Annotated in this window: 7 protein-coding genes; 4 read left to right on the forward strand and 3 right to left on the reverse strand. The window is 68.2% G+C overall.

The window, feature by feature from the left end; all coding sequences use genetic code 11:
* Positions 1 to 82 precede the first annotated feature (82 nt).
* Positions 83 to 3,505, forward strand: coding sequence for a TM0106 family RecB-like putative nuclease (locus A5698_RS11740; RefSeq protein ID WP_068296718.1), 3,423 nt, complete (start codon positions 83 to 85; stop codon positions 3,503 to 3,505).
* On the forward strand, positions 3,505 to 4,857 hold the full coding sequence (locus A5698_RS11745; protein WP_068296739.1) for an FAD-binding oxidoreductase: 1,353 nt from the start codon (positions 3,505 to 3,507) through the stop codon (positions 4,855 to 4,857). Before A5698_RS11740 ends, A5698_RS11745 begins: the two co-directional genes overlap by 1 nt.
* Here the strand turns inward: A5698_RS11745 and A5698_RS11750 are convergent.
* Positions 4,854 to 6,707 carry an MFS transporter gene (locus tag A5698_RS11750; RefSeq protein ID WP_084792406.1) on the reverse strand — a complete coding sequence of 618 codons (1,854 nt, stop codon included), beginning with the start codon at positions 6,705 to 6,707 and terminating at the stop codon, positions 4,854 to 4,856. The two genes, A5698_RS11745 and A5698_RS11750, sit on opposite strands and share 4 nt — an antisense overlap.
* 84 nt (positions 6,708 to 6,791) lie before the next feature.
* A complete protein-coding gene (locus tag A5698_RS11755) occupies positions 6,792 to 8,084 on the reverse strand; it encodes a multidrug effflux MFS transporter (RefSeq protein WP_068296721.1) in 1,293 nt (430 codons plus the stop codon).
* A gap of 141 nt (positions 8,085 to 8,225) precedes the next feature.
* Between A5698_RS11755 and A5698_RS11760 the strand changes: the two genes are divergently transcribed.
* Both A5698_RS11760 and A5698_RS11765 read left to right on the forward strand, forming a co-directional pair.
* On the forward strand, positions 8,226 to 8,978 hold the full coding sequence (locus A5698_RS11760) for a hypothetical protein (protein WP_067092043.1): 753 nt from the start codon (positions 8,226 to 8,228) through the stop codon (positions 8,976 to 8,978).
* A 207-nt stretch (positions 8,979 to 9,185) separates the two neighbouring features.
* Entirely contained in the window at positions 9,186 to 12,959 is a 3,774-nt protein-coding gene (locus tag A5698_RS11765) for a multifunctional oxoglutarate decarboxylase/oxoglutarate dehydrogenase thiamine pyrophosphate-binding subunit/dihydrolipoyllysine-residue succinyltransferase subunit (RefSeq protein WP_231967384.1), read from the forward strand.
* 165 nt (positions 12,960 to 13,124) lie between these two features.
* On the opposite strand, the gene A5698_RS29840 is transcribed toward A5698_RS11765, so the two are convergent.
* A partial coding sequence (locus A5698_RS29840; protein ID WP_156670715.1) for a transposase occupies positions 13,125 to 13,437 on the reverse strand: 313 nt, incomplete at its 5' end.

A 13,437-nucleotide genomic window follows, 5' to 3' on the forward strand; every position in this document is an offset into this window, starting at 1 on the left:
ACGCTTTGGCGGGCTCGGACGTGTGTCGGACCCACGTTCGCGGGGGCGTTGAGATGTCGCCTGGGTCACATACAGTGGCAGGGTGTTCGTGGCCTCCGAGGGCGCCGAAACCCGCGTCATATACAGCGCATCCGATCTCGCAGCGGCAGCCCGCTGCGAGTACGCGCTGCTGCGTGCGTTCGACGCGAAACTCGGCCGGGGTCCGGCGGTCGCGGTCGAGGACGAGCTGCTGGCGCGCACGGCCCAACTGGGCGACGACCACGAACAGCGGCATCTCGAGCTGCTCCGCGACGGTGCCGACGTCGCGATCATCGGCAGGCCGCCGTACACGGTCGAGGGGCTGACCGCGGCCGCCGACCAGACGCGACGCGCCGTCGACCGCCGCGCCGAGGTGATCTACCAGGCCGCGATGTTCGATGGCCGGTTCGTCGGTTTCGCCGACTTCCTGATGCTGGAGCAAGGCCCCGACGGTGAGCGGTATCGGTTGCGCGACACCAAGCTCGCGCGGTCGGTCAAGGTCGAGGCGCTGCTGCAGTTGGCGGCCTACGCCGAAGTGCTGACCGCCGCGGGCGTGCCGGTCGCCGACGAGGTCGAGCTTGTTCTCGGCGACGGCGCCACCGCGACGTATCGCATCGACGAACTGCTTCCCGTGTATCGCCCGCGGCGGGAGGCCCTGCAGCGCCTGCTCGACGACCACTACGCATCCGGGGCTCCGGTCGATTGGGCCGACGAGAGCGTGCGCGCGTGTTTCCGCTGTCCCGAGTGTGCGGCCCAGGTGAGAGCCAACGACGATCTCCTGCTCGTGGCCAACATGCGGGTGAGCCAGCGGGCCCGCCTGCTCGACGCGGGCATCACCACGGTCGCCGAACTCGCCCGCCACGAGGGTCCGGTGGCCGAGCTGTCGGCCCGGACGTTCACCGCCCTGCGCGACCAGGCCCGGTTGCAGCTGGCCCCGCGGGCCGACGGAAAGCCGCCGTACCAGGTCATCGACGCCCAACCGTTGACCCTGCTGCCTGATCCCGACAGGGGCGACCTGTTCTTCGACTTCGAGGGCGACCCGCTGTGGACGGCGGACGGTCACGAGTGGGGCCTGGAGTACATGCGGGGTGTGCTCGAGGTGGGCGGCGGGTTCCGCCCGCTGTGGGCGCACGACCGCGCGAGCGAGCGCAAGGCCCTCGCGGACTTCCTCAAGCTGGTACGCCAGCGCCGCAAGAAGTATCCGAAGATGCACATTTACCACTACGCGGCGTACGAGAAGAGCGCGCTGCTGCGGTTGGCCGGGCGCTACGGCGTCGGCGAAGACGAGGTCGACGACCTGCTGCGCAGTGGCGTCCTGGTCGACCTGTATCCCTTGGTGCGCAAGAGCATTCGCGTGGGCACAGAGAACTACAGCCTGAAGTCGTTGGAGCCGCTGTACATGGGCTCGGAGTTGCGCGACGGCGACGTCACCACCGCGACGGAGTCGATCACGATGTATGCGCGGTTCTGCGAGATGCAAGCCGCGGGCCGCAAAGACGAAGCCGCGAACATGCTCAAGAAGATCGAGGACTACAACCGCTACGACTGCCGCTCGACACACCGCCTGCGCGACTGGCTGATCAAGATCGCGATCGAGTCGAGCATCCCGCCGCTGGGCCCGCAACCCGTCAAGCAGGGTGTCGCTGTCGAGGACACCGACGAGCTCGCCCACACGTTGATGGATTTCGCCGGAGACGGTGTGGCCGAACGGACTCCGGAGCAGACGGCCGTGGCGTTGCTGGCCGCCGCCCGCGGATACCACCGCCGCGAGGACAAACCGTTCTGGTGGGCGCATTTCGACCGGTTGAACAGCCCGGTCGACGAATGGGGCGACACCAGCGACGTGTTCCTGGTCGATACCGACCGAACGACCGTCGTCAAGGACTGGCATCTGCCGTCGACGCGCGCCCGCAAGAAGCAGCGGTGGCTCGCGCTGACCGGGACGCTGGAGTGCGGGAGCCTCAGCGGAGAGGTGTTCGCGCTGTATGAACCGCCGTCGCCCGCGGGCATGGCGGACAACGCGGACCGGCGCGCCGCAGGCAATGCCGACGTCATCGAGATCGACGATCCGACCGTACCCACCCGGGTGGTGATCTGCGAACGCGAAACCCCTGCCGGGACGTTCACCCAGACGCCGTTCGCGCTGACGCCACGAAACATCGTGGGTACGAAGAAATTACGCGAGTCGATCGACGCCGCTGCCACCGAGATCGCCGCGACGCTTCCGGAGCTTCCACCGACCGCCGTCGTCGACGTGCTGTTGCGCCGACCGCCTCGTACCCGCAGTGGTGCACCGCTGCCCCACACCGGCGACAACACCGCCGACATCACCACCGCGGTGCTCGATTTGAACTCGTCGTATCTCGCGGTGCACGGCCCGCCCGGGACCGGCAAGACGTACACCGCGGCCCGCATCATCGCCCGCCTGGTCAACGACCACCGGTGGCGTGTCGGCGTGGTCGCACAGTCGCATGCGGTGGTGGAGAACCTTTTTCGCGACCTGATCAACGCCGGGGTGGATCCCGCGCGCATCGCCAAGAAGGACTGTCCCGACGACGTCGGGTGTCAGGCGATCGACAAGGACGAGTACGCGGCGTTCATCGCCGATCACGCCGGGTGTGTCATCGGCGGCACTGCATGGGATTTCGCCAACGACACCCGCGTCGAGGCCCGCAGCCTCGACCTGCTGGTGATCGAGGAGGCGGGACAGTTCTGCCTGGCCAACACGATCGCCGTGGCCAGGGCCGCCGACAACCTCATGCTGCTCGGCGATCCGCAGCAGCTGCCGCAAGTCAGCCAGGGCCACCACCCCGAACCGGTCGACGCATCGGCGCTGGGCTGGCTGGTACAGGAAAACCGCACGCTGCCCGGGGAACTCGGCTATTTCCTCGACCGGTCCTACCGGATGCACCCCGCGGTGTGCGCGCCGGTCTCCCGGCTGGCATACGAGGGCAAGCTGGGTCCGGCGAAGGACGGCCCCGCGGCCCGGCGCCTCGAGGGCCAGGATCCGGGCGTGCGTGTGGTGCCCATCCCCCACGACGGCAATTCCACGAGCAGTCCCGAGGAGGCCGAGGCGATCGTCGCGGCGACGCGGATGCTGCTCGGCAGCGCCTGGACCGACGAAACCGGCACCCGTCCGCTGGCGCAGAGCGACGTGCTCGTCGTCGCGCCGTACAACGCTCAGGTGCTGCTGCTGCGCGAGTATCTCGAGGCGGCCGGACTGTCTGACGTCGCGGTCGGCACCGTGGACAAGTTCCAGGGCAGGCAGGCGCCCGTGGTGTTCGTATCGATGACGGCGTCGTCCATCGACGATGTGCCGCGTGGAATATCGTTTCTGCTCAACCGGAATCGGCTCAACGTCGCGATCAGCCGCGCCAAGTATCTCAGCGTGATCGTCCGCTCCGAGGCGCTCACCGAGTATCTACCCGGCACCCCCGACCGCTTGATCGAGTTGGGCGCGTTCCTGTCGCTGGGCGCCGCCACGTGATGAACGTGACCGAACGGCTGGCCGAGATCGTCGGGAACGCCTATGTCAGCACCGATCCCGACGTGCTTGCGGCGCGCGCCGTCGACCACACGGGGCGCTACCGCGGCCGGGCCAGCGCCCTGGTGCGGCCGGGATCTGCCGACGAGGCCGGCGCGGTGCTGCGGGCCTGCCGCGACGCCGGCGCTTTTGTCACCGTGCAGGGCGGCCGGACATCGCTGGTGGCCGGCGCGGTTCCCGAGCACGACGACGTGTTGTTGTCCACCGAGCGGTTACGGAACATCAGTGCTGTCGACATCGCCGAACGCCGAATCTCGGTGGACGCGGGCGTGACCCTGGCCGAGGTGCAGAGGGCGGCCGACGAGGCGGGCCTCGTGTTCGGCGTCGACCTGGCCGCACGCGACACCGCGACCGTCGGCGGAATGGCCTCGACGAACGCCGGCGGACTGCGCACCGTCCGCTACGGCAACATGGGCGAGCAGGTGCTTGGGCTGGACATCGCACTGCCCGACGGTTCGGTGGTGCATCGGCACAGCCGCGTTCGAATGGACAACACCGGCTACGACCTGGCGTCCCTGTTCGTCGGCGCCGAAGGCACTCTGGGCGTCATCACCGCGCTCGATCTGAGGCTGCACCCCGTGCCCGCGCACCGCGTGACCGCGATCTGCGGGTTCGCCGACCTCGACGCACTGGTGGCGGCCGGTCGCGCCTTCCGCGACCTGGACGGCATCGCCGCGCTGGAGTTGATCGACGCGCGGGCCAGCGCGTTGACCGCCGAGCACGCCGGCGTGCCCGCACCCGTCGACGGCGCCTGGCAGCTGCTCATCGAGCTGGCGGGCGACACCGACCAGACCGAGCGGCTGGCCGACGCGATCGAGGGAACGGATCTGTCCGGCGAGCCCGCTGTCGGCGTCGACACGGCCGCACAGCAGCGGCTCTGGCAGGTGCGCGAAGCCGTCGCCGAGGTGCTCGGCGTGTACGGTCCGCCGCTGAAATTCGATGTTTCGCTTCCGCTTCCGGCAATCTCGCCGTTCGCCTCCGAAGCCGTCGACGTCGTCTCTGCCCATGCACCCGAGGCGATCCCCGTGCTGTTCGGGCACGTCGGCGAGGGCAACCTGCACCTGAACCTCGTGCGTTGCACCCTCGAGAACGAGGTGGAATGCGCGCTGTACGAGTCGATGATGGACCTCATCGCGCGCATGGGCGGCAACGTCAGCTCCGAGCACGGCGTCGGCACCCGCAAGCGGGCTTACCTTCCGATGTCGCGCACCGACGCCGACATCGCGGCGATGCGGACCGTCAAGGCCGCGTTCGACCCGTCCGGCTACCTCAACGCCGCGGTGCTGTTCGACTAGCGGTCGAGGTCGTCACGCTGGGCATGTCGCCCGTTGGACCGCTCAGCCCGGCCCGTCCGTTCACGACGACCGTCTCGCGGGTAGGTCCGCGGCTTGTCGTTCACATGCAAACCGTTGTGCGTCAAGCCGTTCGGCTCGTCGACGGGTTGGGGAGGCAGCGCGGGCGGATCGTCGGCGAGCAGCTGATCGAGTATCGCGCGCCACGACTCGTCGGACTGCTCGGTCGGCCGCTCGTCACGGGAGGCCAACGGCGCGGTCGTCGCCTCCCGCTCGGCGGGGACCCACGACGCGACACCGGTGTCATCCCACCTGATCGTGTACTCGACGTAATCGTCGTCATCGTCGAAGGTTTCGTCGTCGTCCTGCGCGACCTCGGGCGCCGCGTCGTCGAGCGGCCGCCGGGCGTAGCCGAGCAGGAACACCGCGGCGATCACACCGAACAGCGCGACGAATGCGGGCAGTAGCAGCGACTGCGCCATGGCGGCCGCGAACGGCGTGTGCAGGAACGACGGCAACTGCGTCGCGCCGGCCTCCCCCTGCGCCGAATCGCCCGCCCACGGCGGCATTTCGGAGTTGACCTGCCACGTCATGAATGCGGCCATGCTGGCGCTGCCCAGCACGGCGCCGACCTGGCGGGTGGTGTTGTAGACACCCGACCCCGCACCGGCCAACCGCGCGGGCAGGTTGCGGGTGGCGGTCGCGGCCAGCGGCGACCAGATGAACGCCATCCCGACGCCCGTCGCGGTCAGTGGCAGCACCAGTCGCCAGATCGGGGTGTCGGGCGCCATGTCCAGTGACAGCCACGTCATCGCGATCGCCAGCACCGAGAAACCGAAGCCGACCACCGGGCGGGGATGCCACCGGTCGACGATCCGCCCGACAATCGGTGCGAGCACACCCGTCGCGATCGCCATCGGGGCGGTCAGCAGCGCCGAGCGCGTCGGCGAGAGCCCACAGACCGCCTGCGCGTAGAACATGACCGGCACGATCATGCCCGTCACCACGAACCCGATCGTCGCGACGCCGAACGTCGACAGCGAGAAGTCGCGGTCGCGGAAGATCTCGAGCGGCAGCAGTGGGTCGTTGCGGTTGGCCGACTGCCAGAACAAGAACGCGGCCACCACCCCGGTGCCGAGCGCCATCAGGCCCCACACCCAATGCGTCCACCGGTGCGCCTGCCCCTCCTGCAGGGCGAACACGATCAGGAACAGCCCGACCCCCGACAGCAGCACCCCCGGTACGTCGAGTCGCTGGCGCTGGCGCGGCAGCTCGGGCACCAACCGCATCGCCAACGCCACGCCCACCACGCCGATCGGCACGTTGACGAAGAAGATCCACTGCCACCCGAGCGCGTCGACCAGCACCCCGCCGGCCAGCGGACCCACCAGCGTCGCGACCCCGGCCGTCGCACCCCACACGCTCATCGCCACGCCGCGCCGGTCGGCGGGGAAGATGCGGGTGACGGTCGAGAGGGTCTGCGGCGTCAGCAGCGCCGCGCCCACACCCTGCACGACCCGCGCGGCGATCAGCATGCCGATCGTGTGCGACAGCCCGCACCACAGGGAGGCGACGGTGAACACCGTCAGGCCCAGCAGATAGAGGTTCTTCGGCCCGAACCGGTCGCCGAGCCGTCCCGCCACCAGCAACGGAACCGCGTAGGCGAGCAGGTAGGCGCTGGTGACCCACAGGACGGCGTCGTAGCCGGCGTCGAACCTGGCCATGATCGACGGATTGGCGACCGCCACGATGGTCGCGTCCACCAGGATCATGAAGAAGCCGACCATCATCGCCCACAGCGCATGCCATGGGTTCGATGACGCGTTCTGCCTGGTGAAAAGGGTTGAGAGCATCCTGGGTCGACTAGCACTCGGCGATCCCGCCGACGCTACGGAGCGTTGCCGGTCCCTGGAGGCGGGACCACGCGCTGCCGGACGTCAGGCGGGTTCGGGCACGACGTCGTCGCTGACGTCGTAATCGGAGTCACCCGCGCGTTCGGCCGCCGACACGCCGACGGCCATGAGCGCGAGCAACGCGATCACCATACCCACCGTCATCACCGCGGCCAGAGCGAACTCGTTGTTGCCGAGGGCCCCGACGAGTGGGGCGATCGCGGCGCCGAGCCCGAACTGTGCGGCGCCCAGCAGAGCGGCCGCCGTACCCGCGGCGTCGGGATGCCGCGTCAAGGCCACCGCGGGCGCGTTCGGGATGACCAGACCCATCGCCGCCAGCACCACCCACACCGGGATGACGAACCCGACCAAACCGCCGATGTCCGCGAGTGCGATCCCGACGAAGACTGCACCGCCGAGCGAAGCCACCGTCAACGCCCACAACACGATGGCCTGCGGCGTGTAGCGGCGCAGCAGCAGGACGTTGCACTGCGTGGCGCCGATCAGCGCGATCGCACCGGCACCGAAGACGAGCGCGAAGGCCTGCTGATCGAGCCCGTAGCGACCCTGCAGCACGAATGGCGCGGCGGAGATGTAGGCGAACAGCCCGGACATGCCGAGGGCGGCGACCAGGACCAGCACCACGAAGCGCGCGTCGCGCAGCAACTCGACGTAGGTCGCCGCGATGCCGCGCACCTTCAGCGGCCGGCGATGGGCGACGGGCAGCGTCTCGGGCAGCGCCGTCGCCGCCACCAGCAGCAACACGCCGGCGATCAACACCAGCGCGGCGAACACCCAGTGCCATGAAGCCTTCAGCAGGACCGCGGCGCCCAGCGACGGCGCCAGCACGGGCGCGACGCCGAGCACCAGCATCAGCCGCGACATGACCGTGGCCGCGACGGAATCGGTGAACAGATCGCCGACGACGGCGATCGCCACCACCATGCCGGCGGCGGCGCCCATCCCCTGCAGGCCGCGGGCCACACCGAGCACCTCGATGTTGGGCGCGAACAGGCACGCCACCGAGGCGAGCATGTGCAGCACGATTCCGGCCATCAGCGGCCGGCGGCGGCCCAGCGAGTCCGAGAGCGGGCCCACGACCAGCTGGCCCAGCGCCAGACCGAGGAGCGTCCCGGTCAGTGTCAGCTGCGCGACCGACGACGACACCCCGAGTTCCTCGCCGATCCTCGGCAGCGCGGGCAGATACATGTCGATGGTCAATGGACCGAGCGCGACCATGACGCCCAGCACGACGATCATCCGGATCCGGCTGGGAGTCTTGCCCTCCTGGAGGGGAGTCGGGGCAGTCGTCAGATCCACAGCCGGTGATGGTGCCATGAGAACGATCAGCGTCGCTTCTCATTAATTTCTTCCCACTCCCGCAGACAGTGAGCGCGATCACGGCCGGGCACACCGGGTGGCCACCGTTCGTTGTACTAAGCGATAGCCTGGAACGAGTCGTTCGGACAGGAGGCCCATATGAGTGCCCGGTCGAAGGCCAAGAGCCAGTTACCGGCGGTCAACGACGGCTCCGCCGACGATCCCAGCGTTGCCGCCAAGGTGCTGTCGCAGATCATCGAGAGAGGCGCGCGCGTCCAGGGCCCAGCGGTCAAGGCCTACGTGGACCGCCTGCGCAAGCAAAGCCCGGATGCGTCACCCGCGGAGATCATCTCCAGGCTCGAGAAGCACTACCTCGGCGCGGTGATGGCCAGCGGCGCGGCCGTCGGATCGGCCGCGGCGTTCCCGGGACTCGGGACGTTGGCCGCCGCGTCGGCGGTCGCGGGCGAGACCGTGGTGTTCCTCGAAGCGACGTCCGTGTACGTGCTGGCCGTCGCCGAGGTGCACGGTATCCCGGCCGAACACCGGGAGCGGCGACGCGCGCTGGTGTTGTCGGTGCTCGTCGGTGAGGACAGCAAGCACGCGATCGCCGACCTGATCGGCCCGGGCCGGACCAAGGGCGCCTGGATCGCCGACGGCGCGGCGACGCTGCCGCTGCCCGCGGTGTCACAACTGAACTCACGCCTGCTGAAGTACTTCGTCAAGCGCTACACACTCAAGCGCGGGGCGATCGCGTTCGGCAAGCTGCTGCCCGTCGGCATCGGGGCCGTCGTCGGCGGCGTAGGAAATCGCCTGATGGGCAAGCGCATCGTGGCCAACGCACACAAGGCGTTCGGCACCGCGCCACCGCGATGGCCGGCGACACTGCACGTGCTGCCGGCGCCGCGCGACTGAATGCACCGCGACGACCGCGACGACCATAAAGCCGTTGTCGTGGTCTGGCCGTTGCTTCGGCGCTAGCCTTTAGGCGGCGGAATGCGGGGTAACCGTAGAGAACCTGGCGAGCGTTGAGATGCGCTCGCGCGAAGCGAAGAATCGAGGCGAGTAGCTACCGTGAGCTCACCTTCACCATTCGGACAGAACGAGTGGTTGGTCGAGGAGATGTATCGCAAGTTCCGCGAGGATCCCTCGTCGGTAGATCCCAGTTGGCACGAATTCCTCGTCGACTACTCCCCTGAGCCGACCACCGAGAGTCAGACTCAGGGCAACGGCCAACGTTCCGCCGGGCCGGTGAGCCCGCCGGAGCCCGCGCCCGCGCCGGCGCCCAAGCAGTCGGACAGCAACGGCGCCGCCCGGCCCGCGCAGGAGAAGTCGGAAACCAAGACCTCGGAAACCAAGGCCAAGGACGCGGACGAGAGCGCACCGAAATCGTCGGCGCCGACTAAGACGCCCGCGGCCAAGCCGAAGGAGTCGGCTCCCAAGGAATCGGCCAAGGAGTCGGCGGCCAAGGACAAGGGCTCCGACGACAAGGATTCCGGCGGCGAGGAGACCCAGGTGCTGCGGGGCGCCGCGGCGGCCGTCGTCAAGAACATGTCGGCGTCGCTGGACGTGCCGACCGCGACCAGCGTGCGCGCCATCCCGGCCAAATTGATGATCGACAACCGGATCGTCATCAACAACCACCTCAAGCGGACCCGCGGCGGGAAGATCTCGTTCACCCACCTCATCGGGTACGCGGTCGTGCAGGCGGTCAAGCAGTTCCCGAACATGAACCGCCACTTCGCCGAGATCGACGGCAAGCCGAATGCGGTGACGCCCGAACACGTCAACCTCGGGCTCGCGATCGACCTGCAGGGCAAGGGCGGCAGCCGCCAGCTCGTGGTGGCAGGCATCAAGGGCTCAGAGAACCTGTCGTTCGGCCAGTTCATCGCCGCCTACGAGGACATCGTCCGCCGTGCCCGCAACGGCAAGCTGACCGCCGAAGACTTTGGCGGAGTGACGATTTCGTTGACCAATCCCGGCACCATCGGCACCGTGCACTCCGTGCCGCGGCTGATGCGCGGGCAGGGCGCGATCATCGGCGTTGGCGCGATGGAGTACCCGGCCGAGTTCCAGGGCGCGAGCGAGGAGCGCATCGCCGAACTGGGTGTCGGCAAGCTGGTCACGCTGACGTCGACCTACGACCACCGCATCATCCAGGGTGCGGAGTCGGGCGACTTCCTGCGCACCGTCCACCAACTGCTGCTCGACGACGATTTCTTCGACGAGATCTTCCGCGAGCTCGGCATTCCCTACGAGCCGGTGCGGTGGCGCACCGACAACCCGGACTCGATCGAGGACAAGAACGCTCGCGTCATCGAGTTGATCGCCGCGTATCGCAACCGCGGCCACCTGATGGCCGACATCGACCCGTTGCGGTTGGACAAGAACCGGTTCCGCAGCCACCCCGACCTCGACGTGCTCACCCACGGGCTGACGCTGTGGGACCTGGACCGCGAGTTCAAGGTCAACGGGTTCGCCGGTGCACAGCAGAAGAAGCTGCGCGACGTGCTCGGCCTGCTGCGCGACTCGTACTGCCGCCACATCGGCGTCGAGTACACCCACATCCTCGAGCCCGAACAGCAGCAGTGGCTGCAGGACCGCATCGAGAAGAAGCACGAGAAGCCGACCGTCGCCGAGCAGAAGTACATCCTGAGCAAGCTCAACGCGGCCGAGGCGTTCGAGACGTTCCTGCAGACGAAATACGTTGGCCAGAAACGGTTCTCACTGGAAGGTGCCGAGACCGTCATCCCGACCATGGACGCGGTGATCGACCAGTGCGCCGAGCACGCGCTCGACGAGGTCGTGATCGCGATGCCGCACCGCGGTCGGCTCAACGTGCTGGCCAACATCGTCGGCAAGCCCTACTCGCAGATCTTCTCGGAGTTCGAGGGGAACCTGAACCCGTCGCAGGCACACGGTTCCGGCGACGTGAAGTACCACCTGGGCGCGACGGGTCGATTCATTCAGATGTTCGGCGACAACGACATCGACGTGTCGCTGGTCGCGAACCCGTCACACCTCGAGGCCGTCGACCCGGTCCTCGAGGGACTGGTGCGCGCCAAGCAGGACATGATCTACAAGGGCGACGGCGACGGTGAGGGGGCGGGCGCGTTCAGCGTCGTGCCGCTGATGCTGCACGGCGACGCCGCGTTCGCCGGTCAGGGCGTGGTCGCCGAGACGCTGAACCTGGCGCTGCTGCGCGGATACCGCACCGGCGGGACGATCCACATCATCGTCAACAACCAGATCGGTTTCACCACATCACCCGACGACGCCAAGTCCTCGGAGTACTGCACCGACGTCGCGAAGATGATCGGGGCGCCGATCTTCCACGTCAACGGCGACGACCCCGAGGCCGCGGCGTGGGTGGCCCGGCTCGCGGTCGACTTCCGGCAGAAGTTCAAAAAGGACGTCGTCATCGACATGCTGTGCTACCGCCGCCGCGGGCACAACGAGGGCGACGACCCGTCGATGACGCAGCCGTCGATGTACGACGCGATCGACGTCAAACGCGGTGTGCGCAAGAGCTACACCGAAGCGTTGATCGGCCGCGGCGACATCTCGATGAAAGAGGCCGAGGACGCGCTGCGCGATTACCAAGGCCAGCTGGAACGCGTCTTCAACGAGGTGCGCGAACTCGAGAAGCACGAGATCGAACCGAGCGCCTCGGTGGAGGCCGACCAGATGGTGCCCGCGGGGATGAACACCGCGGTGGACAAGTCGCTGCTGGCGCGCATCGGCGATGCGCATCTGGCGCTGCCCGAAGGCTTCAACGTGCATCCGCGCGTCAAGCCGGTGCTGGAGAAGCGCCGCGAGATGGCCTACGAGGGCAAGGTGGACTGGGCGTTCGCAGAGCTGCTCGCGCTCGGCACGCTGATCGCCGAGGGCAAGACCGTGCGGCTGTCGGGTCAGGACACCCGCCGCGGCACGTTCACCCAGCGGCACTCGGTGATCATCGACCGCAAGACGGGCCAGGAGTTCACCCCGCTCGATCTGCTGACCGTCGACAAGGACGGCAACCCGACCGGCGGCAGGTTCATGGTGTACGACTCGCCGCTGTCCGAATTCGCGGCGGTCGGCTTCGAGTACGGCTACTCGGTGGGCAACCCCGACGCAATGGTGTTGTGGGAGGCGCAGTTCGGCGACTTCATCAACGGTGCGCAGTCGATCATCGACGAGTTCATCAGCTCGGGTGAGGCGAAGTGGGGCCAGCGCTCGGACGTCGTGCTGCTGCTGCCGCACGGACACGAGGGCCAGGGCCCGGACCACACGTCGGGTCGCATCGAGCGCTTCCTGCTGCTGTGGGCGGAGGGGTCGATGACGATCGCGATGCCGTCGACGCCTGCGAATTACTTCCACCTGCTGCGGCGCCACGCCCTGGACGGCATCCACCGGCCGCTGATCGTGTTCACGCCGAAGTCGATGCTGCGGAACAAGGCCGCCGTCAGCGACATTCGCGACTTCACCGAGCAGAAGTTCCGGTCGGTGATCGAGGAGCCGACGTACACCGACGGCGACGGCGATCGCAATCAGGCCAAGCGGATGCTGCTCTGCAGCGGCAAGCTCTACTACGAGCTGGCCGCACGCAAGAAGAAGGATCAGCGCGACGACGTGGCGATCGTGCGCGTCGAGCAGCTCGCCCCGCTGCCGCGCCGGCGGCTGGCCGAGACGCTCGACCGGTACCCGAACGTCGAGCAGTACTTCTGGGTGCAGGAGGAGCCGGCGAACCAGGGCGCATGGCCGACGTTCGGTCTGACGCTTCCCGAGGTGCTGCCCGAGAAGCTGACGGGCATCACGCGGATCTCGCGGCGGGCGATGTCGGCGCCGTCGTCGGGTTCGTCGAAGGTGCACGCGGTGGAGCAGCAGGAAATCATCGACGAGGCGTTCGCCTGAGGCACGAAGGCGGACGCCGAGGAGACGACAACCGGCACGAGGCGTTCGCCTGAGCGTTCGCCTGCTTGACGGGTTGATCCCACGCAGCAGGTGGCTGTTGCGCTTTGTGAGTGGTGACCGGTGGGTCTGGTGAGTGGTGAGTGCTGTGTCGGGGTATCGGGGTGTTCACCCCAGGGCGAGGGCTTTGTGGTGCAGGCGGGTGAGGTTGAGTACGGCGGCGGCCAGGTGCAGTTCGGCGGTGACGGCTTGGAGTCCTCGGCGGGCGAAGCGGCGTAAGCCGATTTGGTCTTTGAGATGTCCGATGACTGGTTCGACGGTGGCTGAGCGGCGTTTATAGGCTTTCGCGTTCTCGGGTTGACGCATCTTGTGGCGCATGGCATCTAGCGGTGACAGATCCGGCGCTGGCGGCCCGTGGGCCGGGTTGTGTTTGGCGTCGTGGTGGACCTCGCGGCTTTTGCCGGGGGCGATCAGTCGCGGC

It is taken from the genome of Mycobacterium sp. E136 (genome assembly GCF_001666865.1).
GTDB lineage: Bacteria > Actinomycetota > Actinomycetes > Mycobacteriales > Mycobacteriaceae > Mycobacterium.

Excerpts from the sequence above, each read along its gene's own strand:
- A5698_RS11760 (WP_067092043.1), top strand. The coding sequence starts at position 8,226 with ATGAGTGCCCGGTCGAAGGCCAAGAGCCAGTTACCGGCGGTCAACGAC.
- A5698_RS11765 (WP_231967384.1), top strand. The coding sequence starts at position 9,186 with ATGTATCGCAAGTTCCGCGAGGATCCCTCGTCGGTAGATCCCAGTTGG.
- A5698_RS11750 (WP_084792406.1), bottom strand. The coding sequence starts at position 6,707 with ATGCTCTCAACCCTTTTCACCAGGCAGAACGCGTCATCGAACCCATGG.
- A5698_RS11755 (WP_068296721.1), bottom strand. The coding sequence starts at position 8,084 with ATGGCACCATCACCGGCTGTGGATCTGACGACTGCCCCGACTCCCCTC.
- A5698_RS11745 (WP_068296739.1), top strand. The coding sequence starts at position 3,505 with ATGAACGTGACCGAACGGCTGGCCGAGATCGTCGGGAACGCCTATGTC.